General features: G+C 57.6%; 16 protein-coding genes. 11 read left to right on the forward strand and 5 right to left on the reverse strand.

All coding sequences use genetic code 11. The features are described from left to right. The 5 genes from EKD05_RS04685 to EKD05_RS04705 form a co-directional block, all read left to right on the forward strand. On the forward strand, positions 1–356 hold a 356-nt coding region (locus EKD05_RS04685; RefSeq protein WP_165360587.1), incomplete at its 5' end, for an ABC transporter substrate-binding protein. A 149-nt stretch (positions 357–505) separates the two neighbouring features. Next, a complete protein-coding gene (locus EKD05_RS04690) occupies positions 506–1,678 on the forward strand; it encodes a branched-chain amino acid ABC transporter permease (RefSeq protein WP_129671280.1) in 1,173 nt (390 codons plus the stop codon). Between the two features lie 2 nt (positions 1,679–1,680). Continuing rightward, the gene (locus tag EKD05_RS04695; protein WP_129671281.1) at positions 1,681–3,060 is read left to right on the forward strand and encodes a branched-chain amino acid ABC transporter permease; all 1,380 of its coding nucleotides are present in this window, start codon (positions 1,681–1,683) and stop codon (positions 3,058–3,060) included. A 25-nt stretch (positions 3,061–3,085) separates the two neighbouring features. Further along, positions 3,086–3,865 carry an ABC transporter ATP-binding protein gene (locus EKD05_RS04700; protein ID WP_129671282.1) on the forward strand — a complete coding sequence of 260 codons (780 nt, stop codon included), beginning with the start codon at positions 3,086–3,088 and terminating at the stop codon, positions 3,863–3,865. Between the two features lie 28 nt (positions 3,866–3,893). Then, positions 3,894–4,610: an ABC transporter ATP-binding protein gene (locus EKD05_RS04705; protein WP_129671283.1), complete on the forward strand. Its 717-nt coding sequence runs from the start codon at positions 3,894–3,896 to the stop codon at positions 4,608–4,610. A gap of 51 nt (positions 4,611–4,661) precedes the next feature. Here the strand turns inward: EKD05_RS04705 and alr are convergent, their stop codons facing one another. The 5 genes from alr to EKD05_RS04730 form a co-directional block, all read right to left on the reverse strand. Beyond that, positions 4,662–7,229 (reverse strand): alanine racemase, encoded by a 2,568-nt coding sequence (gene alr / locus EKD05_RS04710; protein WP_129671284.1) that lies wholly within the window; start codon positions 7,227–7,229, stop codon positions 4,662–4,664. Then, complete coding sequence (locus tag EKD05_RS04715; protein ID WP_129671285.1) at positions 7,226–8,782, reverse strand: ABC transporter ATP-binding protein; 1,557 nt, start codon at positions 8,780–8,782, stop codon at positions 7,226–7,228. Before EKD05_RS04715 ends, alr begins: the two co-directional genes overlap by 4 nt. A 242-nt stretch (positions 8,783–9,024) precedes the next feature. After that, positions 9,025–10,059 (reverse strand): BMP family protein, encoded by a 1,035-nt coding sequence (locus EKD05_RS04720; RefSeq protein WP_129671286.1) that lies wholly within the window; start codon positions 10,057–10,059, stop codon positions 9,025–9,027. Between the two features lie 68 nt (positions 10,060–10,127). Continuing rightward, the gene (locus EKD05_RS04725) at positions 10,128–11,060 is read right to left on the reverse strand and encodes an ABC transporter permease (protein ID WP_129671287.1); all 933 of its coding nucleotides are present in this window, start codon (positions 11,058–11,060) and stop codon (positions 10,128–10,130) included. A gap of 3 nt (positions 11,061–11,063) precedes the next feature. Beyond that, a complete protein-coding gene (locus EKD05_RS04730; RefSeq protein ID WP_129671288.1) occupies positions 11,064–12,227 on the reverse strand; it encodes an ABC transporter permease in 1,164 nt (387 codons plus the stop codon). A 186-nt stretch (positions 12,228–12,413) separates the two neighbouring features. On the opposite strand from EKD05_RS04730, the gene EKD05_RS04735 reads away from it, so the two are divergent. The 6 genes from EKD05_RS04735 to EKD05_RS04760 all read left to right on the forward strand — a co-directional run bounded on the left by EKD05_RS04735 (position 12,414) and on the right by EKD05_RS04760 (position 18,183). Beyond that, positions 12,414–13,400, forward strand: coding sequence for a 2-hydroxyacid dehydrogenase (locus EKD05_RS04735; RefSeq protein ID WP_129671289.1), 987 nt, complete (start codon positions 12,414–12,416; stop codon positions 13,398–13,400). 158 nt (positions 13,401–13,558) lie between these two features. After that, positions 13,559–15,079 carry a YifB family Mg chelatase-like AAA ATPase gene (locus EKD05_RS04740; protein ID WP_129671290.1) on the forward strand — a complete coding sequence of 507 codons (1,521 nt, stop codon included), beginning with the start codon at positions 13,559–13,561 and terminating at the stop codon, positions 15,077–15,079. 144 nt (positions 15,080–15,223) lie between these two features. Beyond that, complete coding sequence (locus EKD05_RS04745; RefSeq protein WP_129671291.1) at positions 15,224–15,940, forward strand: Uma2 family endonuclease; 717 nt, start codon at positions 15,224–15,226, stop codon at positions 15,938–15,940. A gap of 226 nt (positions 15,941–16,166) precedes the next feature. Then, positions 16,167–16,763 (forward strand): hypothetical protein, encoded by a 597-nt coding sequence (locus EKD05_RS04750; RefSeq protein ID WP_129671292.1) that lies wholly within the window; start codon positions 16,167–16,169, stop codon positions 16,761–16,763. A 5-nt stretch (positions 16,764–16,768) separates the two neighbouring features. After that, positions 16,769–17,527, forward strand: a complete 759-nt coding sequence (locus EKD05_RS04755; protein ID WP_129671293.1) for a YggS family pyridoxal phosphate-dependent enzyme — start codon at positions 16,769–16,771, stop codon at positions 17,525–17,527. A 104-nt stretch (positions 17,528–17,631) separates the two neighbouring features. After that, positions 17,632–18,183: a YceI family protein gene (locus EKD05_RS04760; protein WP_129671294.1), complete on the forward strand. Its 552-nt coding sequence runs from the start codon at positions 17,632–17,634 to the stop codon at positions 18,181–18,183. Positions 18,184–18,311: the final 128 nt, after the last annotated feature.

Consider the following 18,311-nt stretch of genomic DNA (forward strand, 5'->3'; position numbering starts at 1 on the left):
CACCCTCGGTGGCCGCACCGGTGAGCCAGTTCCCCAATGCCGCGCAGTTTGCGACTGACTACGAGGCGCAGTTTAATGGCCCAGCAACACCCTTCTCGGCCCAGTCGTATGACTCGGCTGCCTTCTGTGTGGCTGGCATTCTTCAGGCCGCCGTTGATGCTGCTGCTGCCCCGACGCGTGCCCAGGTGGTTGACGCGATCCGTGGCTTGCCGACGCTTAGTGGCATTACTGGTGACTACAAGTTCAATGAGAATGGTGATCCCGAGGTTGCGACCTACTTCGTGCTCCAGGCCAATATTGTTGACTGGAACGAGAATGCCCTGATCACCCGGCTGGATATTGCGCCGCCGCAATAGGTTGTACGCAGTGGACAAGCGTGTGTACCAAGCACGTCGTGGTCACACGCTTGCTCACCTTCACTTCTGGCCTTGTGCGGTGCTCCCGCACAAAAGCTTATCGTGCGTGCGGTATGCCGTACGCACGATACAATAGTCTGGTGAGGTTCATGGCTGCGGAAGCAAACGCCCAAACGTCAGCTCAAGCTGTTCGACGCCCCATCGCTGAGACCCTGCGAACCGTCTTTGGCCCTCTTGTCCAGTTGTTGCTCTTTGTGATTGGCAGTGCCATCGCGTTGAGTTTGCTGGTTATTTTGCTCTCACTGGTGCAACTTGGCGCACGCCCCGATCTCTTGACCCGCACGTTGACCATTCTCCCGCAGGTGCTTATCGATGGTTTGGTGCGCGGGTTTCTTTTTTCGACCATCGCGCTCGGCTATACGATGGTCTATGGGGTGCTCGAGTTTATTAACTTTGCCCACGGTGAAATCTTTATGGTGGGTGGCGTCACCGGGGCGGCGGTAGGTCTCTTTCTGGCGAGTGTTGGTCTCCTGGAAGGGATGAACCCTCTGTTCTTTGTGCTGCTGGTGGTGCTGATCGGGATGATCGTCAGTGGGACGCTGGCCGTGACCGTGGAACGCATCGCCTATCGTCCATTGCGAGGTGCGCCGCGTCTGGTGCCACTGATTTCAGCCATCGGAGTGTCGCTGGTGCTCCAGGATGTTGTGCGCTTGATCATGACCAATTCCCCACTGGGGTTCAATGCGCGCTATCAGTCGCCTGATTTTGGTCCGCCTATTCGCCTCTTTGAGATGACCCTCGGTGATCGTCCCGTGCCGATTATTATCAGTCCCAAGGCCTTGGTCTTCATTACCGCTGCGGTGATAATGCTCATCGTGCTCAATTATCTGGTCAATGCAACCCGCCTTGGTAAGGCCATTCGGGCGACTGCACAGGATATGTCGACGGCAAGTTTGATGGGCATTAATGTCAATCGCATTATTACCCTCACCTTTTTGATCGGTGGAGCCCTGGGTGGGGCCGCTGGGGCGCTCTTTGGCCTCAATGTCGGTACCGTCAACCCCTATATGGGCTTTATTCCTGGTCTCAAGGCGTTTACCGCTGCGGTGCTCGGTGGCATCGGCAATATTACCGGTGCGATGGTTGGCGGGTTGGTGCTTGGCTTCCTTGAGGCGTTTGTGGCGTCGTATCTGTCGCTCTTTACCAATGGTGCGCTCTCTGGAGCGGCCTATGCCGATATTGCTGCCTTCAGTATCCTGATTCTGATCCTGATCTTCCGACCCTCCGGCTTGCTCGGTGAGTCGACAACGCAGAAGGTGTAGCTATGGCGACGATGTCTCCGCCAACCAATCTCTGGGAGCAGGTGAAGGCTACCTTATCGCGTGGGCCGACAGGCTATAGCTTTCTTGGTCTGTATGCGGCGATCTGTACCTGGCTCTTGCTGACGAATCCGCGGACAAGCCTCAATACCGATATTGCCTTTGCCCTTTTTCTGCTGCTGCTGCTGCTTATTTATCGCTCGCAGGTGGCCCTTGGCTTTAAAGTGGTGCTCGGTGGTTTGATGCTGTTTGTTGTCTTGCCCATCTTTGGGACGCTCAATCCCTTCTATATTGATGTGGCGACCCAGGCTGGTATCTTTGTCGCCCTTGCCCTGGGGCTCAATGTGGTGGTCGGTTTTGCGGGCTTGCTTGACCTTGGCTATGTGGCGTTTTTTGCCGTCGGGGCCTATCTCTGGGGGATCATGAGTACTGAACAGATGACGCTCATGAATCCTGCCTGGAGCCCGGTGCCGCCGATTATGTTCTACCCCTTTATCTTGCTTGGTCTGATCGTTGGGGCTACTTTTGGTGTGCTCCTCGGACTCCCGGTGCTGCGGTTGCGCGGTGACTATCTGGCGATTGTTACCCTCGGCTTTGGTGAGGTGATCCGGGTGCTGGCCAATAACCTTGATCGCCCGATCAATATTACCAATGGTTCACAGGGGATCCGTGGCATCGAGCGCCCGCCGCTGATTTTTGCTGATTTTGTGCGCAATACCCTTGGCTTGAACCTTGATGATCAGCAACTCTATCAGCAGTTTTTCTACTTTGCGGTGTTGCTGATTGTGATGTTGACCGTGGTGGTGGTGAGTCGCCTCAAGCACTCACGCATCGGACGCGCCTGGGAGGCGATCCGTGAGGACGAAACCGCCGCGATTGCCCAGGGCATTCCGCTGGTGCGGACCAAACTGCTGGCTTTTGCCGTTGGCGCTTCGTTTGCGGGTGCGATGGGCGTGATCTTTGCCTCCAAGCAACTCTTTATTAATCCGCCGACCTTTGATCTTATTCGGTCGATCAATATTCTGGCGATGGTCATTCTTGGTGGCATGGGTTCGATTCCTGGGGTTATGCTTGGGGCTGTGCTGGTAACGATGCTCGATCTGCAGATCTTGCCTCGTTTGGCGACGGTGCTGCGTGATCTGCAGCGCGCCGGTGCGCCGATTCCGGCGGCTTTTGACCCGACCCAGTATCAGCGCCTTTTCTTTGGTCTGCTGCTGATCTTGATGATGATCTTTCGCCCCACAGGGATTCTTCCCGATGAACGGCGCAAGGAAGAACTGGTGGAAGATCAGGTGGTCGATTTGCCACTCGATGATGGCGAAGTCGATAGCGGTGAGCCACCACCGCCGACCCAGGCTCCACCCGGTAGTGGTCCAATTGCCTAGCTTGTATGATGCGAGGGGAACCTTTATGGCGCTGTTGGAAGCAACCAACGTTACCAAAACCTTTGGTGGCTTGACTGCGGTCAACGATGTAACGTTGATGATCGAAAAGGGCTCGATTGCCAGTGTGATCGGGCCCAATGGCGCAGGTAAGACGACGTTTTTTAATATGTTGACCGGGATCTACAAGCCCGATAAAGGGGCGATCCTCTTTGATGGCACGTCGATCGCTGGGATGCGCTCCGATCGGATTGCGGCCCTTGGGATGCGTCGGACGTTTCAGAATATTCGGCTCTTTAATAATATGACGGTGCTCGAAAATGTGCTGGTTGGTATGCATACCCGCCTCCATATCCCTTTCTGGCAAATTATTGCGAGCGCCCCTGGTGTCCGTCGTGAAGAGACGAAGGCGCGCGATGAGGCTCGCGAACGCCTCGCTTACGTTGGCCTTGATGCTAAACGCGAAGAGCTTGCCAAGAATTTACCCTATGGTGACCAGCGTCGCCTTGAGATTGCCCGTGCGCTCGCTGGTGATCCCAAGTTGATTTTGCTCGATGAGCCGACCGCAGGGATGAATCCTCAGGAGACCGATGCCGCTACGGGTTTGATTCGGCGTCTCCGCGATGACCTTGGTCTGACCGTGGTGTTGATCGAGCACGATATGCGCCTTGTGATGTCGATTTCTGAGCGCATTTCGGTGCTCGATTATGGAACGAAGATCGCTGAGGGCGATGCGCATACGATTCGTTCCAATCCGCGGGTGATCGAGGCTTACCTCGGTAAGGGTGCCGCCGGGGCTGCTGCGTAGGCGAACGATCGGCTACATAGAGGAATATATGGCTCTACTCAAGCTCGAAGATGTTCATACATACTACGGTAAAATTCACGCCTTAAAAGGCATTTCCATTACGGTCAATAAAGGTGAAATTGTTACCCTGATTGGCTCGAATGGTGCCGGGAAGAGTACGACCCTTCGGACGATCTCTGGGCTCCTTGCGCCTCGGCAGGGGCAGGTGCTGTTGAATGATGAGCGGATCGACCGGATTCCGTCACACGAGATTGTGAAGCGCGGCATTGCCCAGTCGCCCGAGGGCCGTCGGATCTTTCCTCGTCTGACGGTGCTCGAAAATCTTGAAATGGGGGCGTATCTCCATAGTACGCGCAGTGTGACCTACCAAGAGGATCTTGAGCGTGTCTTTACGCTCTTCCCGCGCCTCCGCGAGCGCGTTTCCCAGAAGGGCGGTACTCTCTCGGGTGGCGAACAGCAGATGCTGGCGATTGGACGCGCCTTGATGACCCGCCCCCAGGTGCTGTTGCTCGATGAACCTTCTATGGGTCTCGCGCCGGTGCTGGTTGAACAGATTTTTGAGATTATCGAGACGATCAATGCCCAGGGGATGACCGTGCTGCTCGTTGAGCAGAATGCGCTCCAGGCACTCGGCATTGCCCACCGTGGCTATGTGCTGCAGAGTGGCCGGATTATTCTTGAGGATGAAGCCAAGGTGCTGCGTGACAATGAGACGGTGCAGAAGTCGTACCTCGGCCTCGAATAAGGCTTGATCGATCCCCCAACAATGTGAGCAAAGCTCGCATTGTTGGGTTTTCTATTCCCCAACCTCCCGCGGTACCCGTGGCAAAATGCCGGTGACGACTTCGTAGTTGATGGTGTTAAGCCAGATTGCAACGTCGTCGGCGGTAATGACGTCGTCGCCCTGTTGCCCGATGAGCACCACTGGATCACCGCGCCGTACTTCGGCAAGGTCGGTGACGTCAAGCATCGCATAGTCCATGCAGATGCGCCCTACCAGCGGGGCGCGTTGCCCCCGCACGAGCACTTCACGCCACGCCGGGCTACGGCGCAGACCATCGGCATAGCCCACCGGAATGGTCGCGATGCGGCTGTTGCGCCTGGTGATGTAGTTGCCTCCATATGAGATTGGCGTACCTTCCGGGTGGTCACGGATCTGGGCGATTTCACTATGAAAGCTTAAGGCCGGCCGTAGCCCTGGTGGCAGCGATACCGTTGGTGCCGGGGCCAAGCCGTAACACGCAATGCCAGGGCGGATCATGTCAAAGCAGGCCGTCGGGAGGCGCAACGTTGCGGCGCTATTGGCGGCGTGAGCAAGCGGTGGTCGCAGCCCGGCGGCTGCGAGTTCGTCGAGCAAACGGCGAAAACGCTCGATCTGCGTGGTTGTCTGCGCAAGATCTTCGGCATCGGCACTGGCAAAATGGGTGTAGATCCCGACTACTTCGAGCCCGGGGAGTTGACGTAAGCGGCTGAGAAATGGCCCGGTTTCATCGGGGGCCAGCCCGAGACGTGCCATGCCGGTGTCTACTTTGATGTGTACCCGGACGCGGCGCTCTGATGAGGCCGCCGCACTCAGTGCCCTGGCTGTATCGTCGTCAAAGAGCGTGCAGTCTAGGCCGAGTCCGACGATCGCTTCGGCTTGCCACGGTGGCGTATAGCCAAGCACCAGAATCGGCGCAAGCATGCCCTGTTCGCGCAGGGTGCGCCCCTCACCGAGCGTTGCTACGGCCACGGCACTCGCGCCGGCCCCAAGCGCTGCCCGAGCAACACGGACGGCCCCGTGTCCATAGCCATCGCCTTTGAGCACGACCATCAAGGGCACGCCACGTAACTGTTGGAGCCAGCGAATATTCGTGGCAATCGCATCAAGATCAACCCGGAGCCATGTGGCACGGTCAGGTGCCCCGATCCGCACGCTACGCCAGGCCGGTTCTTGCCGCACTAAAAGATGGTCGAGCCGGGGTGTGGTCTGATACCCCGTGAGCGGAGTACCTCCCGGCGCATCTGGCGGATTCGCCATCAACACACGGGCCACAAACCGTTCCATGCGTGCCTCGGCTGAGCCGCTCACCAGCACAAGATCGCCGGTACGGGTCACGGGCATTGCTCGCAAGGCTGCGTCGGTGGTATCAACAATCGTGATCGGCAGATCGTTGCGTACTGTGCGGGCGGCGCGTGCCGCTGTGACGCCCCAGTCACCTTTGAGGATCAGGGCATCGCAGTAGCGGGCGGCGCGTTGGCCGATTGCACTGGCTACGACGGTTGCCTCGTCGAGGGTCACGTCGGTGCAAGGCCCAAGCACCGCAATGCGGCGCCGCGCTGGCAGGGCGGCCAGCGTTGTCAGCGCTGCCTCCACCGAGGGCGGTGACGCATTGAACGTATCGTCGAGCAGCATGGCCCCACTGGGCAAGCGCAATGGTCGCAGGCGCCCGGCCATTGGCTCGATCGTCGCCAGCGCCGCAACACAGGATGCCAACGGCACGCCACAGACGAGACCGGTCGCAACGGCGGCAAGCGCGGCGTAGACCGCAGGTAGGCCAAGAAGGGGGATCGAGGCGCTCTCCACCACCCCTTGCCAGTGCAATTGGAAACGGGTGCCTTCAAGACCATAGCTGATTGCATCTGCCCGCACGTCACAGTTGGGGCCAAGACCATAGCGGAGCAGATGGGGTGCTAGTCGTTGATCCAGTAATCCGTGCTGATCATCGCCATTCATGATCACAATGCCGTTGGTGGGCAAGGCGGCGAGAAGGGCTGCAAATTCGTTGGCTACCTGAGCGAGGGTGCCAAAGCGGTGCAGATGGACGGCCCCAACCGAGGTGACAACCGCAATCTGTGGGGGAAAGAGCACGGCCAGTGCTTCGATTTCGCCAGGGTGATCGCTGCCATATTCGAGCACCGCAAAACGATGCTCACCGCGCAGGCGGGCAAGCGCAACCGGCAAGCCTAGCAATGAATTGAAACTGCGCCGACTCTGAAACGTCGGCTGGGCTGTGGCGAGCAGGGCGGCAATGCTACGACGGGTCGTCGTTTTTCCCACGCTACCGGTGACCCCGATGACCTGTGGTGCGACCGTAGCGAGACGTGCCGAGGCCCAGCGTTGCAAAACCGCTTGTGGATCATCGGTGCGCAGCACCGTCACCCCGGCGCTTGCCGGTGCCCAGCGACAGAGCACGCCGGTGGCCCCGGCGGCAATCGCCGCAGCGATGAAATCGTGCCCATCGGCACGCGGCGTGCGCAGGGCGACAAAACAGGATCCTGGGGTCATCAAACGTGAGTCGTAGCACCAGTCGGCAAAGGCAGTTGCCCCGGGTGGGCCTGCGAGTTGTGCGCCAGCCGCCAGCAGATCGCGAACAAAAATCATGTCACTTCAGATGCCACCCCTGCCATCAATAGCCCGAGCCGCTCGGGCGTCGCCTCGGTGTGGGGCAGGATGGCGGCAATGTTCCCGGCGTGAATGACCGCGATGCGGTCGGCGAGGGCGAGGATTTCGTCGAGATCCTCTGAGATGAGCAGGATGGCCCCTCCCCGTCGCCGCAATTCGATCAGCAACTGGTGAATGGCTGCGGTTGCGCCAATATCAACGCCTCGTGTTGGTTGCGCTGCAACCAGCACTGCTGGCTCGCGCGAAAGCTCGCGCGCCATAATCACCTTTTGAATATTACCACCAGAAAGACTTTTGAGGGGCGTGTGAGGGCCGGGGGTTTTGATCTGAAAGCGCTGGATCAGATCGCGACACGCCCGATCAACTGCCGATCGGTTGAGCAGTGGCCCACGCGCAAATGGGGCCTCAGTATGGTTACGCAGAATCAAATTCTCGGCCACGCTAAATTCTAGTACTGTCCCGTCGCGCATCCGCTCTTCGGGAATATAACTGATGCCTGCATTGGCACGCTCAGCGGGATTGCCCGTTAGGTCTTTGCCAGCCAGTTTGATTGTGCCAGCACTGGTGGGGCGCAACCCGGCAATAACCTCGGCCAGTTCGCGTTGCCCATTGCCTGATACGCCAGCCAACCCGAGAATTTCACCTGCCCGCACTTGTAGGGTCACGCCGTGCAACGCCGGTGTATTGCGGTCGCTCTGGGCTGATATGTCCTGCAATTCTAATGCGATTGATCCAGCCCCCTCAGAGGGGTGCTTCGTGTCGGCTCGGGCGGCAATCACTTCGCGTCCAACCATCAACCGGGCCAGATCACTCCGGCTTTTGCCTGCGGTGGCAAAGGTTCCGACCAGGCGTCCATCACGCAAGACACTCACGCGGTCGCTTAGCGCAATGACTTCGCGCAGTTTGTGTGAAATAAAGATCAGCGCCCGTCCCTCGGCTCGCATCTGGCGGAGCATTGCAAATAGATCATCAACTTCTTGCGGGGTAATGACTGCCGTCGGTTCATCTAGCACCAGCAACTCGGCTCCTCGATAGAGCGCTTTGAGGATCTCAACGCGTTGCTGTTCACCAACACTCAGTTGCCAGATGTAGGCCTTGGGATCAACCCGTAGCCCATAGAGCTCAGCCAGGCGTTGTACCTCAGCCGAAACGCGGTCAAGATCAAGGCGCAACCCACGTGATGAGCGCAGGCCAAGGGCAATGTTTTCGGCGACTGTCAGCGAGGGCACCAGCATAAAATGCTGGTGGATCATCCCAATGCCACGCGCAATCGCATCCTGCGGCGAACTAATCGTCACTGGCTGTTCATTAATCCGCACTTCGCCTGCATCCGGCTGATAGAGCCCATAGAGGATCTTCATCAAGGTGCTCTTGCCAGCCCCGTTTTCACCAAGCAGCGCATGGATCTCGCCTCCGTGTACCGACAGATTGACCTTATCGTTGGCAATCACGCCGGGGAAACGTTTGGTAATGCCGCGCAACTCAAGTGATGTAATCGTTGAGGTGGTGCGTTGCGGTGGAAAAGCCTGCATAGATCGCTTTCTTACAGATCGAGTCTATAGGCCCTCAGAAATCTTGCGTATGCTGGCGAAAACATCCAGCGAAGCTTGGTGTTTTCGCCAGTACGCAAGGGTTTTTAGGCCCAATACTTTTCAAATAAGCTCACGCGAAGACGCGAAGACGCGAAGGGTTACGCTCACCTACGCAAAAACCTTTGCGCCTTTGCGCCAAAAGAGCCGCCTTATTTGCAAGGTATTGTTTTTAGGCCCACCTCTTATGGCAAGACCGTTATGACACCTGAGCTAATCCCCTGGATGGCCGTATCAACGGCAGCTTGCATTTCGGGTGTGACACCTGGGAATGCGCTGTTGAACACGATCTTCAACCCGCCATTTTCAAGGGTCAGGTCATAGGCCGTGCCACCAAGCGTACCTGCCTGGATTTTCGCAATGATATCCTTGAGCACCCCAGTCCAGTCGTAGAGTTGAGTTGCGACAACAATGTCAGGGGCAAGTGAGGCCTGGCTGGATTGCGTGCCGAGCCAGAGTGCGCCACGCTCTTTGGCAACCCCGATGGCACCGACGACCTGTTGTGCTGAACCTGTCAACACATCGGCACCGGCGGCAATGTGCGTACTTGCTGCTTCGGCAGCGGCAGCAGTATCGCCAAACGAACCGGTATAGGTCTTATTGACCGTTGAGTCTGGCTTGACCGAGAGCACGCCTTGCTCAAAGCCATCAATATAGGCTTTGGCATCACCCGCCTCAACTGGCCCGACAATCCCGACAACATTTGATGTTGAAAGCATTGCCGCGATCACACCATTGACATAGCCACCCTCTTCGGCACTGGCATTATACGAAAAGACATTGGTAAAGCCCTCGGCCTCACCAGTATCAGTGGCCGTGCCCCAGGCAAACGAAACCTCGGGGAAATCGCGGGCCACCTCAAACATTGACGTCCCGTACTGGGTGCCGTGGGCAATGACCAGTTGATTGCCTGCCGATGCATAATCGCGGAGCGCCGCCGCTGCATCGGTGACATTGAACATATTCTCGGAAATCGAGATCTGCATCGCCGCTTCACCACCCATTTCGGCCTGAATGCTACGCAATGCATCAATCATCGCCTGGCTCCAGGCTAGATCAGTTTCGGTACTCGGCATGACCACTGCAACCTTGAAGGGTTCAGCGGCAACCGGGGCATCTGTAGCTGCAGGGGCAGCGGGGGCTGCGGGCGCACCTCCACAGGCCGTTAAGAGCACTGCCAGAACAAAAGCTACCACGACCAGCGTTCCACGTTTGAACATACAACTTCCTCCTCATCCGCGATATACCGGGCGCGTCGGCAACACTGACGGATCGCGCAAAAACCACGCTATGCCATGCCCCGATTGAAGGGGCGAGTCAAGGCTGCCGGCTGTCCCGTGCGCCGCGGGGCGAGGGCCAGGGCGATAATGGTCAAAATATAGGGCAGCATCACTGCCAGATCAGACGGAATGCCGATGCCAACCAGTTGGAGCCAGATCTGGAGGGCGCTGACGAGGCTGAAGAGCAGGATGCCGAGCATCACCCCAACTGGACGCCAGCCGCCAAAATAGACGAGCGCCACCGCGATGAAGCCAATGCCGCCCGTCATATTTTCCTGGAAAATATTGACTGCGGAGATCGACAGTGAAGCGCCGCCCATCGCAGCCATTGCCCCTCCCACGGTAACGGTGGCATAACGGATCGCGATCACCGGCACCCCGAGCGTGTCGGCTGCCTGGGGATTATCGCCAACCGCCCGAATATTCAGCCCCCAGGTCGTACGATTGAGCAGGTAAGCCACCATGGGCACAAGGGCAAAGGCAACATAGACCAACAGCGAATGCTTGAAGAGTGCCGGTCCAAGCACCGGAATGCTGCTCAGCCCTGGAAGAGCAAGCTCGGCAAAACCACGCACACTCTGTACTGATCCAAGGGTCAACCGAAAGAGCAGGCTTGACAGGCCTAACCCGAGCAGATACATGCCAATGCCACTGATGCCCTGTTCAGCGCGAAAACTGACACTGACGAGCGCCATCAGCAACCCGAGCAAGGCCCCCACAAAGATAGCGGCGACGACCCCACCGAGCAGGCTCCCCGTGGTGACAACGACAAAAAAGGCGGCAAAGGCCCCCATAAGCATCTGGCCCTCGACGCCCAGATTCAGCACCCCCGAACGCTGGCTGATTGTCTCACCCAGTGAAGCAAAGAGGTACGGTGTTGCCAGGCGGATGGTGGAATGCAAAATTCCGGTCAGGGTCGTCAGGGTAAAGAGTTGTTCCATAGTTTAGAGATCCGGCGTCAAATGTGCATCAAGTGGCGGTTCGTCCTTCGCATGCGCTTCGCTTGGCCGCGCTGCCTCACTCTGCCGCCGCGCAATGCGCTGCTGACTCCAATAGGCACTGCTTACCACCATCAACACCACCAACCCGTTCAACGCCGTAATGAGCGCTGCTGGCACCTGCACGGCTCGTTGCATCTGGTCTGCCCCAACAAGCAGTCCGCCAAATAAAAAAGCGGACGGGATCACGCCGAGTGGATGCAGGCGCCCAAAGAGTGCCACGACAATGCCATTGAAGCCGTATCCACCCGAGATGCCCTCGACAATGCGCCGATGTACCCCCATCACCTCAATTGCGCCGGCCAGGCCAGCAAAGCTTCCACCGAGCACCATGGCAAGCGTAATGACGGTAGCCACTGGTATCCCGGCATAGCGTGCGGCAGCAGGATTGAAGCCGACAGCACGAATGCGATAGCCGAGCGTCGTTCGCCACAGCAGAATCGTGACCGCGATTGCCAGTGCAAGCGCCAGAAAGAACCCCCAGTGGAAGAGGGTGCGCGGGACAACGCGCTCGATCCAGACTTGCGCCGGCAGTGCCGCTGATTGAGGAATGTTGGTTCCTGCTGCAATCTGCGCGGGATCGAGCATCGGCCCGCGCAAGAGAAAATTCATCAACTGAAGGGCAATTGCATTCATCATCACCGTACTGAGAATCTCGTTCACGGCGAGGCGTGCCTTGAGCAGCCCTGGCACCAGGCCCCAGAGCCCACCGGCGAGTGCCCCCATCAGGGCAGTGAGCGGCAATAAGAACCAGCCGGGCCATTGGGCAAAGCTAAGGGCAAAGGCAGTTGCGCCTAAGGCTCCGACGATAATCTGTCCTTCCGCCCCAATATTGATCACTTGGGCTCGAAAGGCAATGGTGACCCCAAGCCCAACCAGAATCAGTGGTGTTGCCTTGGCAAGTGTCTGTGTCAGCCCTGACGCTGTGCCAAATGCACCTCGAAACATCGCTCCATAGGCAAGGAGCGGATCTTTGCCCAGACCAAGCAAGACCAATGCTCCAATACAGAGTGCCACGACAACCGCAATGAAGGGCATAAGTGCGTCAAGCGCAATAGCGCGCCAGAGCCGCCATGTACCTCGACTTGGAGAGGTCAGATGTAGACGCATGGGTTTGCTTTCGCCGAGAACGGTAGCACATCCTGCATAGTAACGTTTCTTTTTCTCCTGTCTATAGGCGATTTATCCGAATATGAAGCACCTCAAACTGGCTAGTTTGCCCTACATCGGCCTTGATCCGGGTTAGCACGGTATAATGAGGACGTTGGCCCTCACCTAATGAAAGGTATATCTCGTATGCGAGTGCTAGTTTACGATACCCATTCCTATGATCGAACTTTTCTCGATACCGCGAATGCCGGGCGGCATCAGCTTGACTATACCTCGGCCCAGCTTGATCTCCAGACCGCGGCTCTGGCCGAGGGCTATGATGCTGTCTGCCTCTTTGTCAGCGACTATGCTCCGGCCCCCGTGATAGAGCGTCTGGCTAATGCCGGGGTGCGCATGATCGCGCAGCGCTCGACCGGTTTCAACAATCTTGACCTGGAAGCAGCCTCCCGTCTTGGCTTGACCTGTATGCGTGTTGGGTACTATTCGCCCTATGCCGTCGCCGAGTTTGCCGTCGGTCTGTTGCAGACGCTCAATCGGCGCATTCACCGTGCCTACAACCGTACCCGTGAATTCAATTTCCGCCTGGCTGGCCTGCTTGGGCACGACATTTATGGGCGTACGGTCGGTGTGGTGGGAACTGGCAAGATCGGGGCCATTTTTGCCCGCATTATGCATGGCTTCGGGTGCCCTATTCTGGCCTATGACGTCCAGGAAAACCCTGATTGTCTTGCGCTCGGGGCAACGTATGTATCCCTGGAAGAGTTGCTCAGTCGCGCCGATATTATTAGCCTCCATGTTCCGCTGATGCCCCAGACCTACCATATGATCAATGCCCAGAGTCTGGCTTCAATGAAACGTGGGGTGATGATTATCAATACGAGTCGGGGTGGCTTAATTGATACCGAGGCCCTGATTGCGGCGATCGAACGTGGTCATATCGCTGCCGTCGGCCTCGATGTCTATGAAGAGGAAGAGGGCAAGTTCTTTCGCGATCTCTCGGATGTGGTCATCGACGATGATGTGCTTGCTCGCCTGATGACCTTCCCCAACGTGTTGTTGACCAGTCACCAGGCCTTCTTTACCCACGAAGCAATGACAACCATTGCCGAGACGACCATTCGCAATCTGACCGATTTTGAAGAGGGGCGCACAAACGAGAATCTGTTGCGCTAGGGCAAGGTTCCAGCCTCCTTTACCGTTCGAAAGTGCGCATCGCATCCTGGTGCGCTCGGCTATTTCCTCTTTTCTATTTTCTGAATCCTTGTCTATGGGGCGTATCTTTTCCCCTTCCCGTGCGGTAGATCAAGTAATTTTAATCACGGGGTAAGGGTATGATTGCCAAAGTCTATAGCTGTGCGGTCATCGGGCTCGAAGGGGTGCTGGTTGAAGTTGAGGTGGATATTGCCAACGGGATGCCGATGTTTGCGGTCGTTGGCCTGGGTGATGCTTCAGTGCAAGAGAGTCGCGAACGGGTGCGTGCGGCGATTCGCAATTCCGGCCTCAACTTTCCCATGAAACGCCTGACTGTCAATCTTGCTCCTGCTGATCTGCGCAAGGCTGGTCCATCCTATGATCTGCCCATTGCGGTGGGCCTGTTGCTCGCCTCGGGGCAGGTGACCGAGAGTTTTGCCAAGACGGTCTTTATTGGTGAATTGAGTCTTGATGGCGGCCTCCGTCATACCGATGGCATTTTGCCGATGGCGGCTATTGCGCGTGCCTGTGGGATGACGACTGTCTATGTGCCCGCTGAGGATGCCGCCGAAGCGGCGCTCGTCAATGGCCTGACGATTATGCCGGTGCCCTCGCTCAGCGACCTGGCGGCTCATATCAGCGGTGAGCGGCGCCTGTCACCCTATGCGCCACGGCCGCCTGCCGCTGGGCAGGCAACGCATTTCCCTGTTGATTTTCAACATATCAAGGGCCAGGAACACGTCAAACGTGCCCTGGAAGTTGCGGCTGCTGGTGGACATAATGCCTTGCTTTGGGGAACCCCCGGTTCGGGCAAGACGATGCTGGCGCGGGCGATGCTTTCGATCTTGCCCCCGATGAGTCTCGAGGAGGCGCTCGAGGTGACCAAGATCTACAGTGTGTGCGGCCAGTTACCCAAAGATACCCCACTGGTGCAGCGCCGCCCCTTCTGTGCGCCGCACCATACGACCTCGCTGGCGGGTCTGGTCGGCGGAGGTGCCGGTCGTGCGCGCCCAGGGATGATCAGCATGGCTCACCGTGGCCTGCTCTTCCTGGATGAACTACCCGAATTTGGCCCCAAGCTTGAGGTTTTGCGTCAGCCGCTGGAAGATCGGGTCGTCACCCTGAGCCGTTCGGTGGTGAGTGTCACCTATCCGGCGGCTTTTATGTTGATTGCGGCCATGAATCCCTGCCCGTGCGGCTGGCACGGTGATCCCGAGCGTGAGTGTACCTGTAGCCCGGCGCTGGTAACGCGCTATCAAAAACGCATCTCGGGGCCACTACTTGATCGAATCGACATTCACGTCGAAGTTCCTCGCATCAACTACGAAAAACTCAGTTCGAATCGTCTTGGCGAGCCATCAGAAGCGATTCGTGCCCGTGTCGCCGCCGCGCGGGTACGTCAGCGTTCCCGCTTGGGGCCTGATGGTTCCGCTTTTACCAATGCCGATCTTGGCCCTGGTCAGATGCGTGAGGATTGTCGCCTTGATGCGGCAGGACATGCCCTGATGAAAGCCGCTGTGCGGCAACTCAACCTTTCGGCACGTGGCTATCACCGCGTACTCAAAGTGGCCCGTACCATCGCTGACCTTGCCGGGGCCGACATCATTGGCCCGGCCCATCTTGCTGAGGCTATCCAGTACCGCCCGCGGCGAAGCGAGTAGGGGTGTGGCCCTTAGGAAAACTTGCATGTGCAGGTGTAAACAGCCAGCATACAAGGGCAAGGGCTACATGGACTTTCCATCCGGGTCAGGTTTGGTATACAATGGGAAGAACGATGGTTCTGCTTGAACTACCCGGAGGTCACCATGAGCACTGAACTTGCGACACCAATTGCGTCTTCTCTGATCTATCCAGATAGCGACGGACAACCATTGTCGGATAATACCCTTCAGTTTGAATGGATTATGCGTCTCAAAAGCAATTTTGATGCGCTCTTTGCTGATCGTCCGGATGTATTTGTGGCCGGGGATTTGCTCTGGTATCCGGTCGAAGGTCGGCCTGATATTCGACGTGCCCCTGATGCGCTCGTTGTCTTTGGGCGACCTAAGGGGTATCGGGGTTCATATATGCAGTGGCGCGAGGATCAGATTGCCCCGCAGGTTGTCTTTGAAGTGCTTTCGCCCAAGAATACTCTGTCTGAAATGGCGCGTAAGTTGGAATTTTATGATCTGTATGGGGTCGAAGAGTATTATCTCTATGATCCTGAACGCAATGATCTGAGTGGTTGGTTGCGCCAGGCTGAGCGTTTGCGCCCGCTAGAAACGGTTGATGGCTGGCTTAGCCCGCGTTTGGGGGTTCGTTTTGTCCTTGATCCTCAAGAGCTTCAGCTTATCCGTCCAGATGGTCGTCCGTTTCTGAGTTTTGTTGAGGTATACCAGCGGGCAGACGAGGCGCAGCAGCGGGCAGACGAGGCGCAGCAGCGGGCAGACGAGGCGCAGCAGCGGGCAGATGAGGCGCAGCAGCGGGCAATGCTCCTAGCTGAACGCTTGCGTGCGTTTGGAATTGATCCCGAGGCAGGCTAGGACTGCGTGTCCGAGACTCTTTTCCGAGACGGGGCACCCGCAAGGGGTGCCCCTACACCGGGCCCGCCCCCCGCCCCGGTAGGTGCGGGTACCCCTTGCGGGTGCCTTGGCCCCGTACGGGCACCGCTTGCGGGTGCCTTGGCGGGGTGCATACACGGAAGATGCAATCGCCCTGCATCAGTTGCTTGCTGTCATCGGGAGCGCATAAACGTGGTATGCTAGACATATGTTTGATCAATCTTCACGTGGCATGCCCATCTGGATCTGGGGGGCTCTCCTCGGTCTGATGTTGATTGCGATCAGCACGGGTGGGCGTATGCTTCCCGGCAGCAATGCTGCCCTCCGCCAGGTTTTTGCGGCGCAACCCCCTGGAACAGGGGTTGGTGCCGGTGCTGATGGGGTTGCTTGGCTCCCTTCTTTTGAACTTGGCTCGCTGCCGACTGAGTTGCAGCAGGGCGCACGCGATCTATTGACGCGCCTCGGCGCAGGTTCAAGTGGACGTCCGGTTGAGCCGATTGCGATTACGCCCCGCCTGCGCGTCGAAGTCAAGGAACTGCGGCCGGTTGCCGATGGCATTGAAGTGCTTGGCTCGATCACAAATCTGAGTTCCGATGATCTGCTTGTGCCGATTAGTGCATTTGAATTGCACGATAGCACGGGTACAACGTATCTCGCCGGAGGTGGGGCGAGTGCCACGCTGCGCTCTGGTGAGAGTACGGCGCTTGAGTTGACGGTGCCGCTGCCTGAAGGCCGTGGTCTGCTCTTGATCACCAATCTGCCCCCTGATCCGCCGGTACAACAACGGTTGATCGTAGTTGAGTAACGTATATGCCAGTCTCCCCTGAAACGATTGCTGACCGTGTTGCGCTTGTACGCGAACGCATTGAGCGTGCCGCCCGCCAGTCTGGACGCGATCCGGCGTCGGTGACGCTTGTGGCGGTGACCAAGACGCATCCACCTGCGTTGATTGAGGAAGTGCTTGCGGCAGGTGTTGCTGATCTTGGTGAAAATCGTGTGCAGGAAGCGGCCTCGAAAGTCGAAACGTTCCGTCAAGCTGGGCACGACGTGCGCTGGCACCTGATTGGGCATTTGCAGCGGAACAAAGCTCGGGTCGCCCTTGGTCTCTTTGATGTTGTCCATTCGGTTGATAGCCTGCGCCTCGCCGAGACCCTGGATCGTCAGTTGCGTGAAACTACGCTGTCAGCAGAGCATGTTTCAGGTCGGCGCTTGCCAATCTTGTTGCAGATCAATGTGAGTGGCGAAGCCAGCAAAGAGGGGTTTGCCTTACCTGGTGGATGCGCCAACAAACCAGGGATGGCGTCCTTGCTAGGTGAAATCGAGCGCGTTGTTGCCTTGCCAGGGCTCGACGTGCGTGGCCTGATGACGATTGCCCCACTGGTTGACGATCCAGAACTGGCCCGCCCCACATTTCGTATGCTCCGCGAACTGCGCGACGAACTTGCTCGTCAGGTGCCGACGGTTCACTGGAACGAACTCTCGATGGGGATGACGGATGACTTCGAGGTTGCTATCAGCGAAGGGGCCACGCTGGTGCGGGTCGGGCGAGCCCTGTTTGGTGAGCGTTAACGGAAGGTGCTAACGCACGTGTTCACGCTGGTGTTGACACTGACCAGGTATGCTGGGTTTCAGGAACCGCATACACTCAAGTGAAAAGACAAAGGAAACCAAACATGACCTGGACAATTGATGCTGGCCATTCGCACATTCAGTTTAGCGCTCGCCATATGATGATCGCGAAGGTGCGCGGGCGTTTTCAAACGTTCACTGGGAATGTCGAGTTTGATGAGCAGAATCCGGCCAATTCGTCGGTAAACGTCGAGATCGAGGTTGCCAGCATTGATACGCGTGACGAAAAGCGTGATGGGCACCTGACCTCGCCTGATTTTCTTGATGCAGCCAATTATCCCTCCATGACATTTGTGAGCAAGCGGATTGAGATGGTGAACGCGACCCACGCCAAGATTATTGGCGACCTGACGATGCGCGGCGTCACCCGTGAAGTCACGCTTGATACCGAGTACAATGGTCAGGCCAAGTCGCCCTGGGGCACCACCAGCGCTGGTTTCGCCGCGAGCACCAAGATCAACCGCAAAGACTGGGGCCTCACCTGGAACGTCGCGCTTGAGACTGGTGGCGTGCTGGTCGGTGAAGAGATTACCATTGAGATCGAGCTCGAAATGGTCAAGATGGTGCTCGAGGAAGCCGCAGGCGTAGCTGCGTAAGGCTTAACGATGCAATAGCAACCCAACGGGTTTATAAAAACATGTGAGTGGCTGCTCGTGGCGTACCCGCGAGCAGCCATTTGGTTCTTTCTTTATGCATGATTCAGAGCTACGCTACGTAAGGCATG

The organism is Candidatus Chloroploca sp. Khr17, from assembly GCF_004138165.1.
In the GTDB taxonomy this organism is placed as follows: domain Bacteria; phylum Chloroflexota; class Chloroflexia; order Chloroflexales; family Chloroflexaceae; genus Chloroploca.

Excerpts from the sequence above, each read along its gene's own strand:
- EKD05_RS04715 (WP_129671285.1), bottom strand. The coding sequence starts at position 8,782 with ATGCAGGCTTTTCCACCGCAACGCACCACCTCAACGATTACATCACTT.
- EKD05_RS04760 (WP_129671294.1), top strand. The coding sequence starts at position 17,632 with ATGACCTGGACAATTGATGCTGGCCATTCGCACATTCAGTTTAGCGCT.
- EKD05_RS04695 (WP_129671281.1), top strand. The coding sequence starts at position 1,681 with ATGGCGACGATGTCTCCGCCAACCAATCTCTGGGAGCAGGTGAAGGCT.
- alr (WP_129671284.1), bottom strand. The coding sequence starts at position 7,229 with ATGATTTTTGTTCGCGATCTGCTGGCGGCTGGCGCACAACTCGCAGGC.
- EKD05_RS04690 (WP_129671280.1), top strand. The coding sequence starts at position 506 with ATGGCTGCGGAAGCAAACGCCCAAACGTCAGCTCAAGCTGTTCGACGC.
- EKD05_RS04745 (WP_129671291.1), top strand. The coding sequence starts at position 15,224 with ATGAGCACTGAACTTGCGACACCAATTGCGTCTTCTCTGATCTATCCA.
- EKD05_RS04720 (WP_129671286.1), bottom strand. The coding sequence starts at position 10,059 with ATGTTCAAACGTGGAACGCTGGTCGTGGTAGCTTTTGTTCTGGCAGTG.
- EKD05_RS04750 (WP_129671292.1), top strand. The coding sequence starts at position 16,167 with ATGTTTGATCAATCTTCACGTGGCATGCCCATCTGGATCTGGGGGGCT.
- EKD05_RS04725 (WP_129671287.1), bottom strand. The coding sequence starts at position 11,060 with ATGGAACAACTCTTTACCCTGACGACCCTGACCGGAATTTTGCATTCC.
- EKD05_RS04735 (WP_129671289.1), top strand. The coding sequence starts at position 12,414 with ATGCGAGTGCTAGTTTACGATACCCATTCCTATGATCGAACTTTTCTC.
- EKD05_RS04730 (WP_129671288.1), bottom strand. The coding sequence starts at position 12,227 with ATGCGTCTACATCTGACCTCTCCAAGTCGAGGTACATGGCGGCTCTGG.
- EKD05_RS04755 (WP_129671293.1), top strand. The coding sequence starts at position 16,769 with ATGCCAGTCTCCCCTGAAACGATTGCTGACCGTGTTGCGCTTGTACGC.
- EKD05_RS04705 (WP_129671283.1), top strand. The coding sequence starts at position 3,894 with ATGGCTCTACTCAAGCTCGAAGATGTTCATACATACTACGGTAAAATT.
- EKD05_RS04700 (WP_129671282.1), top strand. The coding sequence starts at position 3,086 with ATGGCGCTGTTGGAAGCAACCAACGTTACCAAAACCTTTGGTGGCTTG.
- EKD05_RS04740 (WP_129671290.1), top strand. The coding sequence starts at position 13,559 with ATGATTGCCAAAGTCTATAGCTGTGCGGTCATCGGGCTCGAAGGGGTG.